Annotated in this window: 14 protein-coding genes and 1 pseudogene; 7 read left to right on the top strand and 8 right to left on the bottom strand. The window is 66.9% G+C overall.

Annotated features, from left to right (window positions below; translation table 11 throughout):
• Positions 1 to 1221, top strand: coding sequence for an MFS transporter (locus LDO54_RS25590; protein ID WP_224013463.1), 1221 nt, complete (start codon positions 1 to 3; stop codon positions 1219 to 1221).
• Between the two features lie 13 nt (positions 1222 to 1234).
• Here the strand turns inward: LDO54_RS25590 and LDO54_RS25585 are convergent, their stop codons facing one another.
• The 6 genes and pseudogenes from LDO54_RS25585 to LDO54_RS25560 form a co-directional block, all read right to left on the bottom strand.
• Positions 1235 to 1993 (bottom strand): amino acid ABC transporter ATP-binding protein, encoded by a 759-nt coding sequence (locus tag LDO54_RS25585; protein ID WP_224013462.1) that lies wholly within the window; start codon positions 1991 to 1993, stop codon positions 1235 to 1237.
• Complete coding sequence (locus LDO54_RS25580) at positions 1993 to 2670, bottom strand: amino acid ABC transporter permease (RefSeq protein ID WP_224013461.1); 678 nt, start codon at positions 2668 to 2670, stop codon at positions 1993 to 1995. The genes LDO54_RS25585 and LDO54_RS25580 overlap by 1 nt, the downstream gene beginning before the upstream one ends.
• Positions 2671 to 2683: 13 nt before the next feature.
• Entirely contained in the window at positions 2684 to 3463 is a 780-nt protein-coding gene (locus LDO54_RS25575) for an amino acid ABC transporter substrate-binding protein (RefSeq protein WP_224013460.1), read from the bottom strand.
• Between the two features lie 186 nt (positions 3464 to 3649).
• Positions 3650 to 6508 carry a Tat pathway signal sequence domain protein gene (locus tag LDO54_RS25570; protein WP_224013459.1) on the bottom strand — a complete coding sequence of 953 codons (2859 nt, stop codon included), beginning with the start codon at positions 6506 to 6508 and terminating at the stop codon, positions 3650 to 3652.
• Between the two features lie 7 nt (positions 6509 to 6515).
• Complete coding sequence (locus tag LDO54_RS25565) at positions 6516 to 7625, bottom strand: TonB-dependent receptor (RefSeq protein WP_253074422.1); 1110 nt, start codon at positions 7623 to 7625, stop codon at positions 6516 to 6518.
• A 131-nt stretch (positions 7626 to 7756) separates the two neighbouring features.
• Positions 7757 to 8677 (bottom strand): annotated as a pseudogene (locus LDO54_RS25560) (TonB-dependent receptor plug domain-containing protein); the annotation flags it as partial.
• Between the two features lie 209 nt (positions 8678 to 8886).
• Between LDO54_RS25560 and LDO54_RS25555 the strand changes: the two are divergent.
• The 4 genes from LDO54_RS25555 (at position 8887) to LDO54_RS25540 (ending at position 13404) form a co-directional block, all read left to right on the top strand.
• Complete coding sequence (locus LDO54_RS25555) at positions 8887 to 9438, top strand: sigma-70 family RNA polymerase sigma factor (protein ID WP_224013457.1); 552 nt, start codon at positions 8887 to 8889, stop codon at positions 9436 to 9438.
• Complete coding sequence (locus tag LDO54_RS25550; protein WP_224013456.1) at positions 9435 to 10400, top strand: FecR family protein; 966 nt, start codon at positions 9435 to 9437, stop codon at positions 10398 to 10400. Before LDO54_RS25555 ends, LDO54_RS25550 begins: the two co-directional genes overlap by 4 nt.
• 110 nt (positions 10401 to 10510) lie before the next feature.
• Positions 10511 to 11323, top strand: coding sequence for a DUF6250 domain-containing protein (locus LDO54_RS25545; RefSeq protein ID WP_224013455.1), 813 nt, complete (start codon positions 10511 to 10513; stop codon positions 11321 to 11323).
• A gap of 65 nt (positions 11324 to 11388) precedes the next feature.
• Positions 11389 to 13404: a polysaccharide lyase family protein gene (locus LDO54_RS25540; protein WP_224013454.1), complete on the top strand. Its 2016-nt coding sequence runs from the start codon at positions 11389 to 11391 to the stop codon at positions 13402 to 13404.
• 101 nt (positions 13405 to 13505) lie between these two features.
• On the opposite strand, the gene LDO54_RS25535 is transcribed toward LDO54_RS25540, so the two are convergent.
• Both LDO54_RS25535 and LDO54_RS25530 read right to left on the bottom strand, forming a co-directional pair.
• Positions 13506 to 14510, bottom strand: a complete 1005-nt coding sequence (locus LDO54_RS25535) for a hypothetical protein (RefSeq protein ID WP_224013453.1) — start codon at positions 14508 to 14510, stop codon at positions 13506 to 13508.
• Between the two features lie 216 nt (positions 14511 to 14726).
• Positions 14727 to 15704 carry a 2OG-Fe(II) oxygenase gene (locus tag LDO54_RS25530; protein ID WP_224013452.1) on the bottom strand — a complete coding sequence of 326 codons (978 nt, stop codon included), beginning with the start codon at positions 15702 to 15704 and terminating at the stop codon, positions 14727 to 14729.
• Between the two features lie 370 nt (positions 15705 to 16074).
• Here LDO54_RS25530 and LDO54_RS25525 point away from each other — a divergent pair, with 370 nt between their 5' ends.
• Complete coding sequence (locus LDO54_RS25525; protein ID WP_224013451.1) at positions 16075 to 18276, top strand: alkaline phosphatase family protein; 2202 nt, start codon at positions 16075 to 16077, stop codon at positions 18274 to 18276.
• A gap of 144 nt (positions 18277 to 18420) precedes the next feature.
• Positions 18421 to 19827, top strand: coding sequence for a cytochrome-c peroxidase (locus tag LDO54_RS25520; RefSeq protein ID WP_224013450.1), 1407 nt, complete (start codon positions 18421 to 18423; stop codon positions 19825 to 19827).
• Positions 19828 to 19846: the final 19 nt, after the last annotated feature.

Here is a 19846-nt window from a genome sequence, read left to right as displayed (position 1 = left end):
ATGACTCGCGCCCTCGACGAACGTAGCGACCGCCTGCCGCTCGCGAAACTGCTGCCGCTTGCGCTCGCGGCCTTCGTCACGATTCTGACCGAAGCCTTGCCCGCCGGATTGCTCGCGCAGATGTCGGCGGGGCTCGGCATATCGCAGGCCGCCGTCGGTCAGACCGTAACGGCGTATGCGGCCGGATCGTTGCTGGCGGCGATTCCGCTGGTGATCCTGACGCAGCGGCTGAGGCGGCGTCCGCTGCTGCTCGCGGCGATCGCGGGCTTCGTCGTCACGAACGCGCTCACCGCGCTCTCGGCCAGCTACGCGCTGACGATGGCGGCGCGCTTCATTGCGGGGGTGTCGGCGGGGCTGATCTGGGCGTTGCTCGCGGGCTACGCGGCGCGCATGGTGCCCGAGCATCGCAAGGGCGCGGCGATTGCGGTGGCGATGGCGGGCACGCCGCTCGCGCTGTCGCTGGGCGTGCCCGCCGGAACGCTGCTCGGCACGTGGACCGGCTGGCGCGTGGCCTTCGGCGTGATGAGCGTGCTGGCGGTCATGCTGCTCGTCTGGGTGCGCGCGATCGTGCCGGATTTTGCGGGGCAGGCGCGCACGCGGCGGCCCGCGTTGCGCGCCGTGCTCAGGCTGCCGGGCGTGCGCCCCGTGCTGCTCGTCGTGCTGACGTTCGTGCTTGCGCATAATCTGTTGTACACGTATATCGCGTCGTTTCTCGCGACGGCGGGCATGAGCGAGTCGATCGATCGCGTTTTGCTGATGTTCGGCCTGGCTTCATTGTTCGGCATCCTGATTGTTGGCGTGTTGATCGACCGGTATCTGCGTGTGCTGACGCTCGCGAGCACGTTCCTGTTCGCGATCGCCGTATGGATGCTCGATTTCGCCGATGGAGCGATTGCGGTTTATGCGTCGGTCGGCGTGTGGGGTCTCGCGTTCGGCGGCGCGGCGACCTTGTTCCAGACCGCGCTCGCCGATGCGGCAGGCGAGGCCATGGACGCCGCGCAAGCCGTGCTCGTGACGGTCTGGAATCTGGCCATCGCGGGCGGCGGCGTTGTCGGCGGCGTGTTGCTCGATCGTATCGGTATCGGCGCGTTTTTTCCGGTGCTGCTGGTGTTGCTGGGCGTCACGTTCGTGGTGGTGTGGTCGGCGCGAAGCAAGGGTTTCCCGGCGCGGATGGAAACCCGCGAAACGGAACTCGCGCCTGCCGAACGTTGCAGCCGATAACGCGTGCCGAGACCTAAAAAACCGGCGCGGCCTGCGTCAGCGTCGAAATGAAACGCGCGGTGCGTGCATCGCGCGGACGCGAGAACAGTTCGCGCGACGCACCGCTTTCCACCACCGCGCCGTCCTTGAGAAACACGGCATCGTGCGCGATGGACGCGGCGAGCCGCAAATCGTGCGTCGCCATCAGCATGGTCGTGCCTTCGTCGGCGAGCCGCTTGAGCACGTCCACGACTTCGGCGGACAGTTCGGGGTCGAGCGCCGAAGTCGGTTCGTCGCAGAGCAGCACTTGCGGCGAAGGCGCGAGCGCACGCGCAATGGCGACGCGCTGCTGCTGTCCGCCCGAGAGCGTGCCCGGCCACGCGTCGGCTTTCGCGGCGAGGCCGACTTTCTCCAGCAGCGACGCTGCGCGTTCGCGGGCGCGCGCGCGTTCCCAGCCGAGCACGGTCACGAGTCCTTCCATCACGTTCTCGATCGCGCTCATGTGCGGGAACAACTGGAAGTTCTGAAACACCATGCCGGTCTGTCTGCGCACCGCTGCGATCCGCGCCTGCGCGATGCGCTGGCCGGGCGCGAAGTCGATGCGCGCCTCGCCCACGCTCAGCGCGCCGCTATCGGGCACTTCGAGCAGATTCACGCAACGGAGCAAGGTGCTCTTGCCGCTGCCGGACGGGCCGATCAGCGCGGTGACGCTGCCCGCTTTCAGCGTGAGATCGATGGCGCTCAGCACGCGGTGTTCGCCGAACGATTTGCCGATCTGTTCGAGGCGGATCATCAGCGCCCCGGCACAAACAAGGCGTGACGGCCGAAGCGCGCTTCGAGCCGGAACTGCGCGCGCGACAGCACGGAACTGAACGCCAGATAGATCAACGCGGCCTCGCTATAGAGAATCAGCGGTTCGTAGGTGACGGCCGCAATGCGCTGCGCGGCCTGAAAAATCTCGGGCACCGTCAACACGGCGGCGAGCGACGTGTCCTTCACGAGCGAGATGAACGAGTTCGACAGTGCGGGCAGCGCGACGCGCAGCGCCTGCGGCAGCACCACGCGGCGCAGCGCCTGCGCGCGCGTCATGTTCATCGAATAGGCGGCTTCCCACTGTCCGCGCGGAATCGATTCGATCACGCCGCGTATCACTTCGGCGTTGTACGCGCCCACGTTCAACGAAAAGCCGACGACGGCCGCCGTCAACGGATCGAGCACGATGCCGACATTCGGCAAGCCGTAGAAGATCACGAATAGCTGCACCAGCAGCGGCGAGCCGCGAAACAGCCAGATATAGAAGCGCACGGCGGCGACGGCCCAGCGCGGGCCGAACAGCCGCACGAGCGCCGCGCAGAACGCGAGCGCGATGCCGAGCGCGAACGACGCCAGCGTGAGCGGCACGGTGAAAACGAGCCCTGCGTGAAGCAGCGGCCAGAGCGATTGCCCCATCAGGTGCAGCCATGCCGGCATCGTTCAGCCCGCCTTATTGCGAAACGTCTTTGCCGAAGTACTTCTGCGAGATCTTCGCGTAGGTGCCGTCGGCCTTGATGTCGGCGAGCGCCTTGTCGATGGCCGCGACCAGCGCCGGGTTGCCCTTGCGCAGCAGCACGCCCGACTGATCGCCGGCGCTGGAGGTGTCGATCGCGGCGATCTTGAGTTTCGCGTCGGGCTTGTGCTTCTGGAAATCGAGGTACGAAAGCGAGTCGTTGACCGTGGCGTCGACGCGGCCCGAAGTCAGCAGATCGATCGACTCGTTGAAGCCCTGCACGGGCACGACGTCGGCGCCATGCGCGGCGGCGAGCTTGCCGAAATTGCTGGTCAGCGTATTGGCCGACTTCTTGCCTTTCAGGTCGTCGAACGAGTGGATCGTGGCGTTATCCGCGCGCACGATCAGCACGGCGTGCGTGGCGATATACGGCGACGAGAAGTCGTATTTGGCCTTGCGCGCGTCGGTGATCGACACTTCGTTGATCACGGCGTCGTAGCGATTGACGTCGAGCCCGGCGATGAGGCCGTCCCACTTGCCTTCGACGAACTGCGGCTTGACGCCCAGACGTTGCGCGATGGCGCTCGCGATGTCGACGTCGAAACCCGTCAGCTTGCCCGTTTCGTCGTGGTACGTGAACGGCGCGTAGGTGCCTTCGGTGCCGACACGGAACACGCCGGACGTCTTCACCTGGGCGAGATCGTCGGCGGCGATCGCGGGGGCGGCGGCGAACGCCGGGATAAGTGCGGCGAGCAAGAGGGAGCGGAGGGCTTTCATGGTGGTGACTCGCGTGTAAGAGGTCCTGAATCATGGGCTCGATGACTGAGCCGCCCGATTCTACTGACCGCGCGTTCGACCACAAAAGCGATGATGCGCTATCCATATGCCCGCGCAGAATATGAGGGCGGAGTCGGCGCATCCAGCACGTTTTCGCCGATTCCGCTGCGTGAGTCACATCGACGCTCAAGCGTCGTCCGGTACGAGCGCCAGCAGCCCGATCGCGCCGAGTCCCCATTGCGCCGTCGAATTGGTCGACACGCGCGGCGCTTCATCGACGTCGTAAAGCACGCTGGGCACGCGTACGCGCTCGACCACGAAGTCCTCGAACGTGCTGCCCGCGCGCCCCGCGAGGAACTGGGTCCACGCGCGATGCGCGAGCGCGCGGTCGCCGGTTTCGCTGGCCGCGTAAGCGAGCAGGCGCGCGTGACCCTGGCTCAGATTCAGCTTGCCGAGCGCCTCGCCGAGCGCGGCGCGCTGCGCGGCGGCGCTCGCCGAATAGAGCGTGCAGTACTGGAGCCAGGCCGCGCGAAACGCGGGGACGTCGAGCACGCGCAGAAGCTCGCCGCAGATCTCGGGCAGGCCGAACACGGCGCTCAGATGCGAGACCGACAACGCGCCGCCTGTGTCGCGCGCGAACGCGCCGGTGCGCAGATCCATCACGCCATAGCCCGTGAAAAAGCCGTGCGGCTGCGCGGCGATCGTCGTCATGCTGGCCGTGAGTTTGTCGCGATACGCGGTGTCGCCGGCGCGTTCCCATTCGGTGAGCCATGCGGCGGCGACCGCGCCCCAGTCGGTGCCGAACGAGACGGTCGCGTGATGTTCGCGGTCGGCCTGCGGAAACGGTTCGCCGATCTTGCGTCCCGGCAGCACGTCGCGCAGACGCTCGACGGCGTTCACCTGCGCGCGCATGAGGTCGCCGATGCGTTCGTCCGCGCTCAGATAGTAGTAGAAGCGATGATTCGCGACCGTCGAGACACGCAACTGCTTCGCGCTGTCGCCCCAGTGCTGGACGTCGTGACGCGAGCCCAGCGGGCTGAACGGGCCGATATGGTGGACGTCGACTTCGCTGCCGTGGCGCGTCATCGCCTCGGCGGTGCGGAAGGCGTCCGCGCGGCCCGAATGCAGCCAGTAATGCCAGAGCCAGATGCCGCTGCTCAGCTCGCCGTTGTCCCACGCGAAGCCGCCGACGTCGTAACGCCAGACGTGGCGCGTGGCGTCGTAGGTGTGCATGACATCGCCGAAATCCCAGAAGCCGTACCACTTGCGCTGCTCGATCTGGCCGCGATAGAAGTCGTAGAGCCAGTCGAGCGCGTGCTGCGTGCGCGCGATCAGCGGCGTGTCGCCGGCACGCGGCGCGGCGGGGCGCCAGTACGGATCGAATGCGCCGGCGCGATGCATCCAGGCGCGCGACGTCATCAGGCGCGGCGGCGTTTCAATGCGTTGCGCGATCGCGGCAAGCTCGGCATGCGTGGGCGTGCGCGGCAGCAATTGCAATTCGATTTCGCTCGTCCGCGCGACGCCATACGGCGTCATGAATTGTGGTTCGTAATCCTCATAAGTGATGTCGAGCGCATCGCGCTGCAACGCGTAGCTCGTTTCGCCCATGCCGTCGTGATAGGGCCGCAGATCCATGCCGGGCGCACTGGGCGCCCAGAGCCACAAGGTAACCGAGGCGGCGTTCGTGTGCGCGCCGCGAATGTCGAGTTGTGCGGGATAGCTCTGCCAGAAGTGGCGGATGCCGAACGCGACGCCGCCCGCGAGTCCGCCGAGATAGCCGGTGCCTGCCGCGCGTGTGCCGCTTGCCGCGCGAATCCATCCACAGCCGCCTTGCGTGCGCTTGTCGATCGTGAAGCCGTCGGCGTTCGGCTGGAGCAGCGTGTAGTCGCCCCACGCGGGCACGAAGCGCAGATCCTTGGCGAACACGGGGCCGAGCGCATCGGCGGGCGGCGTGGCCTCGCCCGCGAACTGCGCGGCTTCCACGGCGGCGCCGGGGCTGCGGCGCAGGCCGGTGAGCGTGCGCACGGCTTCGGCGAAGACGCCGCCGTTGTCGCCCGCGAAGCGCACGAATCGTTCGTGCGGCTCGCCGTCGAGCGGCGTGTCGAAACGCAGGCCCACGCCGCGAATGAAAGTGCGCTGCGGATCGGCGTCGTAGACGAGACTGTGGACGATGCGCAGCGCGTCCGAGCCGCGATAGAAGTAGAGGCGCAGCACGAAGGGCAGCACGGTGTCCGCGGCGTTGTCGTCGCTATCGTCATCGTCATCGCGCGCATGGGTGCCCGTGAGCTTGACGACGGCGCGCGCGGGACCGCGCTGTTCGAGTGTCGCGTGCGCGATGCGGCTCGTGTAGCGCTTGCGCGCGGGAGCATGCGATTCCTCGTCGTGTTGCGCGGTGGGCGCATCGTCGGCGAGCACGATCAGCCGGCCGTCGCGCACGCTGGCCTGACCGTTGCGGCTCAGGCTTGCGAACACGCGCTCGCCCGCGAGCGGCACGGTCGCTTGCAGCGTGCCGGTGTCGATCAGGATGACGTCGCCGTCGATGCGGGCGAGGGCGGTGGTGTCGGGCGCGTTGTCGTTGTCGTGCGTGTTGGCGTTTGTGTGGTTTGCGCGAGGCTCGACCACGAAGCCCGCTCGCGACGCGTCGCCGTGAGTCAGGTCCGCGAGCGCTTGCGGCGCGAGCGCATGCGCCGACCATTTGAGCGAACCGTCGGGCCAGTAGGCGAGCGGCCAGGAGTGCAGCGCGACGCGATCGCGAGAAGACGCATCGGGCGATCCGCGTGGCGCGAGACGCAAGTCGAATGCGCTGCGTGCGTCGACGGCGCCGCGCGGCCACGGCACGCCCCAGGTTGCGCCGGTGAAGGCGACGGGCGGCGAGCCGTCGAGCCAGTGCGCGCGCGCTTCGCCGCCCGAGTCCGCGGCATCATCGGAATGTGCGCCGCGTGGCGCGGGCGTGATGTCGTCCGCTTGCGCGCCGGACGCGGCGAGCGTGCCGACCGCGAGCGAGGCGAGCTTGAAAAAGGTGCGCCGATCGAATCCGTTGCTCATGCGCGCCTCAGAACTGATAAGTGAGCGTGCCGCCGATCGTGCGCGGTTCGCCGACCCAGCCGAGCACCGAACCGTAATCGCTTTCGACGAGGCGCTGATAGTAGGTCTTGTTGAACAGATTGTTCACCCAGACCGAGGCGGTCCAGCTGCCGCGGCTGAACTTGCCGCCCGTGCCCGCCGAGAGCGCCACGAGGCCATAGCCCGGAATGCGCGTGAACGCCGAGTCGTCGACGGTGCCGTACATCCACGTGCGGTACGAATAGCGTGCGCTCACGAACGACGTGAGACCGTTGAGCGTGTGCCACGTGTAGCGCGCCGTCGCGTTGAACGTGAGCTTCGGCGCGTTGAAGACCTGGTTGCCCGTGAGATCGCAGATCGCCGTCGAGCCTGCCGGTCCGAGCGTGACCTCGGGCGGGCAGATCGCGTGGTGATAGTTGAGGTAGCGCGCGTCGTTATAGACCGCGGATGTTTGCAGCAGCAGATGATCGTCGGGCGTGTATTGCAGCGAGAATTCCGCGCCGCGCGAACGGAACGTGCCCGCGTTGACGAGATAGGTCGACTGCGTGCTGGGATCGTAGCTCTGCGTCTGGAACGCGTTCACGTAGGTGAGGAACACGTCGGCTTTCGCGTTGAGCGTGCCGCCGGCCAGCGTGCCCTTGATGCCCAGTTCCGCGCTCTTGGTGCGTTCGGGCGCGATCACGAGCGAGTCGGTGCCGGCCTTCGAAGCCGCGCCCGCCGAGACGTTCAGGCCGCCCGCCTTTTCGCCGTAAGAGAGCGCGAGGTAGCTGCTCAGATCGTTCGTGAGCAGGTATTTGAACGCGAGCGTGGCCGAGGGCAGCGTGTTGTACTGGACCAGATAGCCGGAGTTGAACGGCGCCTTGTTATAGCGGATGAACTGGCCGCCTTTCTTGTCGTAGGTGAGACGCACGCCCGCGGTGATGTCGAAGCGCGGCGTCACATGGAAGGTGCCTTGCCCGAAGCCCGACCACACTTCGTCGTGCAGCGTGCCGTAGCGGATGACGTCGAGTCCGTCGTAGGCCGTGCTGCCGTAGTAGAGGCCGGGCAGCTTGCTGTCGGCGTAACGCGTGAAGGCTTGCGTCGCTTCGTTCTCGCCCATGTAGGTCGCGCCCACGGCCCAGTCGACATGGTGTGATTGAGCACCGTGCCGCGCGAGGCGACCGAGAGGCTTTCGGAGCCGGTCAGCTTGAAGCTCGGCAGCGGCGTGTGGATGTCGATCACGCCGCCCGTCGAATTCGCGCCGAACAGCGTGCCTTGCGCGCCGCTCAGCACGTCGACGTAGTCGACGTCGGCGAGCGCGCCCGCGAGCATGCCGGGGCGCGGCAGATACACGTTGTCGAGATAGACGGCCACGCTGCTCGGCATGCCGATGTTCTGCTCGCCGCTGGTCTGGCCGCCGCCGTCGCCCACGCCGCGTATCGTGATCTGCGTGTCGGACGGATCGGTCGTCTGCACGTTCAGGCCGGGCACGAGCTGCTGAAGATCGGCGAGCGAAGTGATGTGCTGCTGGTCCAGCTCGCGGCCCGTCACGCGGTAGCTCGACGTGGGCACGCGCTGCGGATCGTCGCGGCGCGTGCGTGTGGCGCTCACGGTCACGGTGCCCAGTTGCGTGGTGGTGGTCTCGGCGGCGGCGGGCGGGGGAACCGGCCGCTTCGGCCGGTCAGCTTTTGGGCGCGCGTCCTCCGTGGCGGTGGCGGCGGCCGCTGCGCGTCGCACGGCGAGCGCGTGGCTGTCCGTCGTCACGACTTCGAGCCCGGTGCCCTTGAGCGCCTGGACGATCGCGCCTTGCGCGGTGAGGTCGCCGCTCACGGGCGCGGCCTGCACGTGCGCGACGAGTTGCGGATCGTAGCTGAGCGGCACACCGCTTTGCGCGGCGATCGAGAGCAGCGTGCGGTTGAGCGGCTGCGCCGCGAGATGGAAGCTGTGCGTGGCGGCGTCTTGTGCGAGGGCTGCGCCGGTCGCGAGGAAAAGCGCGGCCGAAAGCGTGGCCGAAAGCGCGCTGATGGCGCTCGCCGGGCGGCGCGCGGCGGACTGCGGCGCCGGGGTACGGGGTCGTTTCACGTTATGCCTGTCGTTATGTCGATGATCGAAGCGTTCGGGCTGCGCGGCATGCCGATGCGCGGGGGAACGGTGGGCATGTGCAACGAGCATCGAAAAGCGTCAGCGGGCGTGCGCTGTTTGCGGCGATTTTTTTGTGTGGCGCTCCGAATCATTTATGCAATGCGCAGCAGCGCGCGCGTCATATCGATTCGAGAAACCGTGCTTTGGACGGCCGCGCCGGCAACTTTAGAATCGCCGCTCCAGCCTCAGCCCATCTTGCCTGCTCACGCGTTGCGCGCAACGCGTTCAGCCCGACCGTCATGGCGATCCAATCCCAAAGCCTGTCCGCCGGCCGCGCCGCCGACGCCGAGGCGCTCACGAATCCGGCGCGCCAACGCTTCCTGTCCGACGAGTTTCGCCATAGCTACGGCTGGCTCACGGGCTGCATGCATCGTCTCGTCGGTTCGAGCAGCGACGCCGAGGATCTGGCCGCGAGCGCCTTCACCGAACTCGCCGCGCATCCCGACGTGAGCGCGATTCGCCAGCCGCGCGCCTTGCTCACGACCATCGCGCGCCGCCTGACGTTCGAGCATTGGCGCCGACGTGATATCGAACGCGCGTATCTCGCGCGTCTCGCGCTCGCACCGGAGCCGGTCGCGCCCGCGCCCGAGGTGGCGCTCGAAGCCGTGCAGGAAATCCTGTTGATCGACGCGGCCTTGCAGCAGTTGTCCGCGCGGGCGCGCGAGGCGTTCATCCTGAGCCAGTTCGAAGACATGAAATACGCGGATATCGCCGCGCGGCTCGGGGTTTCCGTGAGCATGGTGCGCAAGTACGTGGCGCAGGCGCTCGTGCTCTGTTGCGAGGCGGCATGACGGCGGCGCGCGTGATGCAGGGTCGCGAGGCGGGCAGTGCACGCAGCGCCATCGAATGGGAAGTGCGCCTGCGCGAAGGCGAACTCGATGCACGCGAACTCGCCGCGTTCGAAGCCTGGCATCGCGAGGAGGCGAATGGCCGCGCGTGGGCGGCGTTGCAGGCGCGGCTCACGCGCATGCGGCCCGGCGGCGCGGCTGAACGCGCGGCGGCGGCCGAGGCGCTGCGGGTGCCGTCGGCGCAGCGCCGCAAGCTGCTGCGCGCGGGCTTCGGCGGCCTCGCGCTGGCGTTCGCGGGCGTTGCGTTGCGCGAGGGCGTGCACCGGCTCGGGCTCGACGCCGACTGGCAGAGCGCCATCGGCGAGCGGCGCACCGTGAGTCTCGCGGACGGCTCGCGCATGACGATCGACGCGGGCAGCCGCGTCTATCGTGCCGATCGCGGCGCGGCGGGCGGCGACCGCGTGCTGCGCGTCTCGGCGGGGCAGGTGCTCGTGAGCATGCGGCCCTCGCACGCGGGCCTCGTGCGCAGCATCGAAACCGAGCATGGCGCGGTGCGCAGCGAAGGCGGCGTGCTCAACGTCGGGCGCATCTATCGGCATAGCGTGGTGTCGGTCGGCAAGGGCGAGGCCGTTATCGTGCAGCCGGGCCGCGCGGCGCTGCGTGTGGCGGCGGGCGAGAGCTTCGCGTTTTCGGCGGACGGCGCGCGCCGTCTCGCGCAGCCCTTCGATCTGGTGAGCGCGTGGACGCGCGGCATCTTCGTCGCCGACAACCTCTCGCTCGATGCGCTCGTCGATGTCTTCAACCGTTATGAGCCCGGCGTGATCCGCGTGACGGGCGGGGCGCGCGAGGTGCGCGTGAGCGGCGTGTTCCTGCTCGACGACATTCCGCGTGCGCTCACGCAGGTCGCGGAGAGCGCGCCGGTCGAGCTCACGCGCGTGGGCCGCTATGTGAGCGTGTTCAGCTAGCGATTTTTTGTCGCGCGCGCTGACGCTTCGCGCGTTTCGTTGCACAAGGTGGGCAGGAGCCGCTTGCGCGGCTGTCCCGACAACCGATGCAACGTGACGGAACCCTCGACGTGCGCCGATCTCCCTTCGCCATGCGCGTGCTGCCAGCCGCGCTGACACTGCTCGCGGCCCTGCCGCTTCATGCCGCGCCGCGCACGATCTTTCGCGACGACTTCGCGTCGTTCGACGCGCGGCGCTGGATCGTCGAGGCCGAGCCTGCGTCGGCGTCGGCGTCTGTGTCTGGCGCTGCGTCTGCGCCAGATTCTGCGCCAGATTCCGCGCCAGATTCCGCGCCAGATTCCTCGCCATCGGCGAAAGCGAGCGTTCGCTCGCATTTGCAGCCGCCGCCCGTTTACACCGACAAACACGCGCTCGTGCTCGACAGCGCGCGCGGCCTGACCGTGTGGCTCGACCGCCGGCTCACGGGCCACTACGAGATCGCCTACACGCGCACCGTGCTCGATGCAGGCGGCCCGCACGACCGCGTCTCCGACCTGAACCAGTTCTGGCTGGCGAGCGCACGCGGCTCGAACGGGCGCGTCGCGCCGTTCGGCGGCTCGGGACGCTTCGAGGATTACGACGCGCTCGATCTGTTCTACGCGGGCGTCGGCGGCAACGGCAACACTACGACGCGTTTTCGCCATTACGACGGCACGAGCGCGCGTCCCTTGCTCGCGCAATACACGTCGCCGTCGCGGCTGCTGCGCGCGAATCACGCGTACCGCGTGCGCATCGTGGTCGACGGGCGCGGCACGCGTTTCTATCTCGACGGCAAGCCGTATTTCGCGGCCTCGCCGCCGCTGCCCGAAGCGGGCTGGTTCGGCTTTCGCTCGACGGCCTCGCGCCAGACCATCCGCGATTTCACCATCCGCGCGCTGCCTTGACGCCTTGACGCCTTGACGCCTTGAGCGCGCCGCGCCCAGCCACTGAACTTCACTCTTCGAAGCCGATGACGACATTCCCGCATTCTTTCCGCCCGCGTAGCGCAAGCCTGCGGTTTTCCCCGCTGTTCGCCGCGCTCGCGCTGTGCGCCGTGACGGCGCACGCCGCCGACGCGCCCGTCACCGTGAGCGAGGACGCCAGCACGTTCACGCTCGACAACGGCATCGTGCAGATCCGCGTCGAACGCGACGACGGCTACCTTGCCTCGATCCGTCAACACGACGCCACGGGCTGGCACGACCTCGGCGTGACCGCGCAGCGCGCGGCCTACGAGGCGCATGGCGACGACTTCGAGAACGACCCCGAGAAGGCGATGTACTGGGACGCGAACGCCGACGTCGCGGTCGTGCCGCCCGGTTACAAGGAAGAGAAGAAGGGCTATTTCCGCATGCGGCCGGGCGAGGCGCGCGTGAGCGTGGTCGCCGACACGCCCGAGCGTGCCGAAATCAGCGTGCGTTCGCGCCCGACGCCCGTGTTCCCGTTCGATATCGACGTGCGTTACACGCTGCTGCGCGGCCACAGCGGCTTTTACGCACAGGCCGAAGTGCATCACGGCGCGGATCAACCGGCGGCGACGTTCTATCAGAACCGCTTCGTCGTGAAGACGGTGATGGACGGCACCTTCGATCACTGGGCCGTGGGCGACGGCAAATTCGTGCCGATTCCGCAGGGCTCGATCAGTCGCGAACTCAGCGACGCGACCTTCCAGCTCGACGACGGCACCATCAAGACCAAGTACATGAATTCCGTGTTCTGGTCGCAGGTGCCGGTGTACGGCTATGTGGGCGCGCAGCGCGGTCTGTGGATGATCGAGGCGAGTCCCGAGTATCACAACGGCGGCCCGGTCAAGCAGGGGCAGACGCTGCACGACAACGTGCTGCTGCGCGTGTTGCAGTCGGTGCATTTCGGCGCGTCGCCGGTCGTGCTCAAGGACGGCGAGGACTGGCGCAAGGTCTACGGGCCGTTCCTCGTCTACGCCAATCGCGCCGACGGTCCCGCCGCGCTCTGGGCCGACGCCGAACGCGCGCACGCCCAGGAAGTGGCGGCCTGGCCTTACACGTGGGTCGATTCGCCTGCCTATCAGCAGGCGCGCGGCGAGGTGAGCGGCAGCGTGAATCTGGCGGGCGAAAAACCGACGCCCGCCACGCACGCGTGGGCGATTCTCTCCGACCCGGATGTGCCGTGGAGCGCGCAGAACAAAGGCTACGCGTTCTGGAGCGCGCTCAACGACGCGGGCCGCTTCGATCTGCGCCACGTGATTCCGGGCGTCTACGACCTGCACGTGAGCGGCGCGGATCAGCCCGAAGATCTCGTGGTCCGCCGCGTGCGCGTGAGCGCGGATCAGCGTCTCGATCTGGGCGCGATCGCGTGGCCGGCCGAAGAAAAGGGCGAGCGTCTATGGCAGATCGGCAGTTTCGACCGCTCGGCCGCCGAATTCCGCAACGGCGACGACGCGCGCAACTATCAGATGTTCCGCCGCTATGCGCAGCAGTTTCCGCACGACGTCGATTTCACGGTCGGCAAGAGCGACGCGGCGCGCGACTGGAATTACGCGCAATGGACCGTCTACGCCGCGCGTCCCGACTGGCGCATTCACTTCGCGCTCGATCGCGCGCGCACGGGCAAGGCCACGCTGACGATCGGTTTTGCCTCGGCGCAGCCCGCTCAGGGCAAAACGCTGACCGATCTGCGCGTGGCCGTCAACGGCACCGAGGTCGCGCAGATCCGGCTGCCCAAGACGGGGACGGCGGGCTATCGCGGCAGCGCGCAGGATTCGCCGTATAACGTACGCGCGATCGTGTTCGACGCGGCGCTGCTGAAGGCGGGCGAGAACACGGTGAGCCTCTTTCACGCCGATGGCGTGCCGTATGCGCGGTTCACGCTCGCGGGCAGCGATCAGCGCGTGCCCGCCAACACGACGCCGGGCCAGGTGATGTACGACGCGCTGCGGCTCGATGTCGATAGCGGCGGCGCCGCGACGCGCCAGTCGTCATTCAATGCCAGAACAGCGCAATCAGAATGATGATCGGAATCGGCACACCGAGCAGATAAAGAAGAATCGAGCGCATGTCAGTCTCCTGGCGTTTCGAAAAAAGTGGATCGTCGCGATGCCGTTGCCGGTCGTCACCATTCACGCAGGCGGGCGCCGACCGTCGCCATCAGACTGGCGACGAACGCGCCCAGCAGCAGCGAAACGAACAGCCACAGCGTGACGTGGATGGTGGCCTTGCGCGCCGCATCGGCGGCCGCGCGCGCGGCGTTGTCGAGCTGGCTCGCCTTGTCCTGCAAGCGCGCCCAGGTGGTCGTCACGCGGGCGTGCGCATCGGCGGGCGCGAGGCCCGTGCGTTGCGCGACGATGGCCGCGACGTAGTCGCTGTCCTCGGGCGAGAGCGCGCCCTTCGCGGGCAGGCTGTTGAGGAAAATGCGCGCGATTTCCTGCTTTTGCTCGACGTTAGTGAGTGCGGCATCGGCGCTTTGTGCGGGGTTTTGTGTGGACGCTGCGGACGATGAAGGCGCACCCGCAACAGGACGAAGCAAGCCGTCGATCATGTAACCCATCGGCCAGCTTCGATACGCGGCAAGCGCATTGCCGCGATCGAGCGTCGACAATCCGCTCGCGAGCGGCGCGCCGCCCGACGCGCTTTCGTGCGCCGCCGCCACGCTCACGCCTTCGCGCGCGAGGCCCGAGAGCGCCGATGTAAGCGCGAACGCGGTCAGCAAGGTGGCGAGCGCCCAGGCGAGAAAGCCGTGCGCGGTGTCGCGAAAGTGGGTTTCGTCGACGCCGACGCCGGGCCAATGCCGCCGCAGGCGTCCCGCGAGATAGCCGCCCAGACCCGCCGACAGGATCTGCGTGACGCAGATCCACACGATGGCGGCGAAGCCGAAGGCTTTCGCGTGCGCGCCGCTGCCCGGCCACGGCGACAGCGACGACAACCCGAGCCCGGTGCCGAGCATCAGCAGGATCAGCGCGAACGCGGCCATCGCGACGGCGCCCGCCACGACGGCGGACCACGATACGGCGGAGCGTCCGCGTATGCCGTCGCGTGTTGCGAGTTCGTCGCGCACTTCGGTGGCTTGCACGGCGCGCTCGGCGGCGAATCGCGCATCCAGTCGGCCTGTTTGGTCCATGACGCCTCCCCTGTCCGGTTGGAGCGTGGCGCCGGGCGAGGTACCCGCCGCCGCGCGTGTCGCTGACCGGTCAGCAGAAAGCGTGCCGCGGGATCTGGGGTGCGAAATGACTGCTCGAAATACACGGGCTTCAAACCGATCGTGCTTGCATTCCGATTCTTCTGAAGAGTTGGACAACGTCCATTGCGGAAACAGACCGTGTGCCGCGTTTTCGCGTCAGATTTCACCCGCAGCAATGAACCGCCGCTCGCGCATCCATTTCGTGGCGACCCATTTTTCTCCGCGCAGCACTTGCGCGGCGGCGTGGCGCGTTTTGCCGTCGAGTTGGCCGTTGCCGTCGCAATACTCGAAATAGACGGCATTGCCCTTGCGCGGCACAACCGATAAACCAATTTCCGGGAATACGGTTTCGCCGCCCGATTCGACATCGTTCAAATAGATCACGAGCGTGCTGACGCGCTGGCCGCTGCGCGCAATCGACGCCTGATTGGCCGCATTCGACGGAATCAGAAAATCGAAATGCGGACGGCTTTGCGCACCGGGCGCGTAATTCAGGACTTGCAGCCCTTCGCCATTTTCCATCGGCATCTGCATGAGCGCCGATACGCGCTGATCGATCGTCGCGAGCCAGGGCGTTTCCGCCAGGCGGAAAAACATGCCGAGGCTGCTGCGATCCGCCGATGTAATGGCCTCGCCCGTGCGCGGATCGACGATGGTCGATGGCGTGAGACGCGGCCGCGCGGCATCGATCAGCGCATCGCATTCGGCGTGGCTCAGCACGCCTTCGAGCACGGCAATGAGCGGTTGCTCGATTCGCGACAACACGCGGATCTCGCGATCGCCGCCCCGTAGCACCGAGGTGCGCGGCAGGCGTCCCGCGTCATGAACTGCGCGAACGGTCTGAGCGGGCGCTTCGCGTTCGACCGTGATTTGCCCGTCGGGAATCGGCAAGCCTTCGCGCAGCACGCGCGCGAACGCGAGCACGAGTTCGCGCGCCATCTGCGGATCGAACTGACGCGAGGCGAGCGCTTGCACGAGCGCATCGGGATCGGCGCCGCGACGCAAGGCATCGAGAATCCAGTCGCGCAACTCGGCGGAGAAGTGCAGCGTGGCGAGCTGCCGTGGCGATGCGGTAGGTTCGAGCGATGAATGCGACGACGAACGGGCGGAAGCGGTCGGCGAAATAACGTTCATGGTGAATGGGCGAATGCGCGTGGTTTGCCGATGCATGTGACGCTGCACTCAGCGCGCGGGGTCGCAACGGGGCTGCAAGTATCGCTTCCTTGCAGTTGTATTCGCAACCAGTTTCGATGTCATTTCATCTTTTTCGGTACGCGAAAGCTATATCGAATGTTTTTGTTATTTAGTAATTAAATAGTCACATCTCCTGCCTAGCATCCCGGCTGCTGCAAATGATCGACAGCGACCCACGGGTGCCGTCGGCCGGGAGACATTCCGTGTGGTGGCCTGCGCCGCCTCGCGGGCGCGGAGCATGCCTGTCGGCGCGGCGCACAACGACAACCATTGAAACGCCGCGACGCGCCGGCGATACAGAACAATGAGAATGCACCAGAGAATCCGAGGCAATCCCCCGACTTTCGTCCCGCTGCTCACCGCCTTCGCCACGGCCGCCATGCTCGCGGCCTGCGGCGGCAACGGCAACAACAACGCCAACAACGCGTCGGGCAACGACCAGAGCGGCGCGCAGCAAACGCTCAGCGGCGTGGTCAGCGGCGCGACGATCAAGAATCCGGGCGGCGTCGCCAATTCGTCCGTATCGGGCGTCGACTACGCGAAAAGCAGCACGGGCGACGGCGTCGACCAGACCTTCGTGCCCATCACGTATGCGAACGCCACGGTCTGCGCCGACACGAACAACAACGGCGTCTGCGACCAGGGCGAAGTCTCCACGCGCACCGACAGCAGCGGCCGCTTTACGCTCGCCGCGTCGAGCACGAAACTCGTGGCCGTGATCGACACCGACGCGACCTACACCGACCCGAGCGCCGGCACCAAAAACGTCGCGAGCAGGATGGTGCTGCGCAGCGCGGCCGATCAGGCCAGCGCGGGCGGCGACGTGGTCATCAGCCCGCTGACGACCGAAGTCGTGCGCCTGACCGAAGCCGAGCAACTGAGCTACGACGACGCGCGCAGCGCCATCGCGGGCCGCCTGAGCTTCACGGGCGGCACGACGGACGTGACGGTCAAGGCCGACGACGTGGTGGGCGCGCTGTCCAGCACCGGCAGCGGCAGCACCGCGCTGCTGGCCGAAGCCAACGCGCTGGCGAGCCGCTACACGCTCGCTTCGAAGATCCTCGATCGCGGCTATGTGAGCGACGTCACGACCGATCCGGTCACGACGGTGAAGGCCGCGCAGGACGCCGCGTTCAATCCCGAAGGCATTCCGCGCTACGACCATCTGTTCGTCGTGATCTTCGAGAATCACAGCAACCAGACGATCGACGATCCGTCCTATCCGAACTTCTACAAGTATCTGCACACGGAAGGCAACAAGGCCGCGAATTACTTCTCGACGGGCAATCCGAGCGAGCCGAACTACATCTCGCTCGCGAGCGCCGACGACTGGGGCGTGGCCGACGACAACGCCTGGAACTGTCTGCCCGCAGGCGATACGGCGAATCAGCCGAGCGACGTCTACGTGCCGGTGACGGCGTGTAATGCCGACACGAAGGTCCACAACATCAAGGGCCGCCGCAACATGTTCAGCGCGATGTATAACGCGGGCCTCGGCACGCGCGTGTACAGCGAGTCGATGAACCCCGGCCAGGATCCGCGCGTGGATGGCGTCGCCAACGCTTCCATCTCGGGCACGAACTCGGTCTCGGGCGCGACCGAGACGATGCCCGCCGGTCTCTACAAGACCAAGCATCATCCGGCTGTGAACTTCGATGACGTGCGCAACCGCCCGGACTTCTTCAAGAACCTGTCGCGCTCGGTGGGCGGCGGCCAGTGGGATACGTCGATCGCGGCTTACGCGACGGCCAACAAGATCACCTGGAACACACATCAGTTCGAGGACGATCTTCAGAGTGGCGACATCGGCGCGCTGAACTACATCGTGCCCGACCAGTGCGACGATATTCACGGCGTGAGCACCTGCAAGTCGACGGAAATCTCGCGCGGCGACGCCTACGCCAAGTACCTCGTGGACAAGATCGAGGCCTCGCCGATCTGGAAGAACACCAACCGGCGCGCGGCCATCGTCATGCTGTTCGACGAAGGCACGAGCTTCTACGGCAGCTCGTCGTGCTGCGGCTGGAACGTGGGCGGCGGCACCACCAGCGGCGCGCCGCTGGGCGAGGGCATCACCACGGCGATTCCGAAGTACAGCGGCGGCAACAAGGGCGACGGCCCGACGATTTTCTCGCTGCTGACGAATCAGCCCAAGGCGCCGAAGCAGATCGTCGATTCCGATTCGTATAGCCACTTCTCGTTCGTGCGCACGATGCAGGACATGTTCGCGCTGGCCGATCCGGGCGTGGCGACGTCGTATATGAACCGCTCGAAGTACACCGAGAAGTTCATCGCCGACAACCTCGCGAATCTGGCCGAGTACTCGGGCAGCGCCAATACGCACTTCGATTCGGTGCGGCCGATGAACCACAAGTACGTGACGCAGGCCGGCGACCTCCAGTCGGGCGGCAACACGAAGGGTGTCAGCGGCAGCGGCTCGGTCGGCAGCGGCAACAACACGGCCACCGGACCGGACGCCACGCAGACCAGCATCTGGGCGATCAAGTCCTAAGGCCGGACACACGGTCCGTCCACGGCAGCCGAAGCGCCCGCGCGAAAGCGGGGCGCTTCGGTTTTGTCCGTGCTTTCAGAATGTCATGCCGGTCATCGGCGATTCCGATCCTCGCCATCTGCGATTGATCTGGAATCCGAATGATTGGCGATCACCGTCATCATCATGCGCCAAACCCTGCTCGCTGCCGGCTTCACGGCAGCCGCGCTCGCTGTTGCTCTTGCCGCCTGCAAGCCCGCAGCGCCATCCGGTTCCGCCACCGCAACAGCGGCCACGGCAACCAGGGCCATCGTGCCGGTCAAGGCCGAAGTGCCGCTCGCGCCCGCTTCGCCGCTGTCGCCCGCCGCGCAAGTCGGCGCGAAACTGTTCTTCGATCCGGCGTTGTCGGGCTCGCGGAAAATGTCCTGCGCGACCTGTCACGATCCCCAGCACGCGTATGCGCCCGCCAACGATCTGGCCGTGCAACTGGGCGGCCGCGACGGCCTGCAGCCCGGCACGCGCGCCGTGCCGACGCTGATGTACAAGGACTACACGAACCCGTATTCGGACACGTTCCAGAATCCCGACATGATCAGCGATCCTGGACCCGGCGGCGGCCTCACCTGGGACGGCCGCGCCAATACGATCGCCGAGCAGGCGGCCATTCCGCTGCTCGCGCCGAACGAAATGGCCGCGCCGAGCAAGGCGGCGGTGGTGGACGCCGTGCGCGAGGGCGCTTACGCGGAGCAGTTCCGCGCGGCCTACGGCGCGAACGTCTTCGACGACACGGACCGCGCGTTCGCGCTGGTCGGCGCGGCCTTGCAGGCGTATCAGGTCGAGGACCGCAGCTTCCATCCGTATAGCAGCAAGTTCGACCGCTATCGCAACAACAAGGTCGGCGGCGCGCTGACCGATGCCGAAATGCACGGCCTGCGCGTGTTCCTCGATCCGAACAAGGGCAATTGCGTGGCGTGTCATTTGATCGGCGGGGGCAACGACGGCAGTCAGGACATCACCAGCGATTACTCATTCAACGCGATTGGCGTGCCGCGCAACAAGGCGATTCCCGCGAACGCCGATCCGACGTATGTCGATCTCGGCCTGTGCGGCCCGTTGCGTACCGATCATCGTCCGGGCAAGGACAAAGGCGCGAGCGCGACGTGCGGCATGTTCAAGACGCCGGTGCTGCGCAACGTCGCCACGCGCCACGTGTTCATGCATAACGGCGTGTTCACTTCGCTGGAAGACGTCGTGCGTTTCTACAACACGCGCGACACCGAACCGGAGAAGTGGTATCCGCGTGATTCGCATGGACGGGTGAATAAATTCGACGATCTGCCCGCGAAATACCGCGCGAATATCGACAAGCAGATGCCGCTGGATCTGCGCCGCGCCGGCAGCCGTCCGCCGATGACCGACGACGAAATGCGCGATCTGATCGTGTTCCTCAAGACGCTCAACGATGGCTACGTGCCGCCCGCGCATGCCGATGCCGACGCTGATGGCGCGCACATGCATAGCGTGGCGAACGCGATCAACGATCCTGCGGCTCATAAGCCGCAAGTGCAGTGAGCGGATAAAACCCCTTGAA

Origin of the sequence: Paraburkholderia tropica (genome assembly GCF_914484835.1) — a bacterium.
Lineage (GTDB): Bacteria > Pseudomonadota > Gammaproteobacteria > Burkholderiales > Burkholderiaceae > Paraburkholderia > Paraburkholderia tropica_A.
The sequence above is the reverse complement of the archived record's forward strand: the minus strand, read 5'-3'. Positions and strand labels throughout refer to the sequence as shown.

Bases quoted from the DNA above. Each gene is read 5' to 3' on its own strand.
- LDO54_RS25565 (WP_253074422.1), bottom strand. From the start codon at position 7,625: ATGGGCGAGAACGAAGCGACGCAAGCCTTCACGCGTTACGCCGACAGC.
- LDO54_RS25535 (WP_224013453.1), bottom strand. From the start codon at position 14,510: ATGGACCAAACAGGCCGACTGGATGCGCGATTCGCCGCCGAGCGCGCC.
- LDO54_RS25570 (WP_224013459.1), bottom strand. From the start codon at position 6,508: ATGAGCAACGGATTCGATCGGCGCACCTTTTTCAAGCTCGCCTCGCTC.
- LDO54_RS25525 (WP_224013451.1), top strand. From the start codon at position 16,075: ATGCACCAGAGAATCCGAGGCAATCCCCCGACTTTCGTCCCGCTGCTC.
- LDO54_RS25540 (WP_224013454.1), top strand. From the start codon at position 11,389: ATGACGACATTCCCGCATTCTTTCCGCCCGCGTAGCGCAAGCCTGCGG.
- LDO54_RS25550 (WP_224013456.1), top strand. From the start codon at position 9,435: ATGACGGCGGCGCGCGTGATGCAGGGTCGCGAGGCGGGCAGTGCACGC.
- LDO54_RS25530 (WP_224013452.1), bottom strand. From the start codon at position 15,704: ATGAACGTTATTTCGCCGACCGCTTCCGCCCGTTCGTCGTCGCATTCA.
- LDO54_RS25575 (WP_224013460.1), bottom strand. From the start codon at position 3,463: ATGAAAGCCCTCCGCTCCCTCTTGCTCGCCGCACTTATCCCGGCGTTC.
- LDO54_RS25585 (WP_224013462.1), bottom strand. From the start codon at position 1,993: ATGATCCGCCTCGAACAGATCGGCAAATCGTTCGGCGAACACCGCGTG.
- LDO54_RS25590 (WP_224013463.1), top strand. From the start codon at position 1: ATGACTCGCGCCCTCGACGAACGTAGCGACCGCCTGCCGCTCGCGAAA.
- LDO54_RS25580 (WP_224013461.1), bottom strand. From the start codon at position 2,670: ATGCCGGCATGGCTGCACCTGATGGGGCAATCGCTCTGGCCGCTGCTT.
- LDO54_RS25555 (WP_224013457.1), top strand. From the start codon at position 8,887: ATGGCGATCCAATCCCAAAGCCTGTCCGCCGGCCGCGCCGCCGACGCC.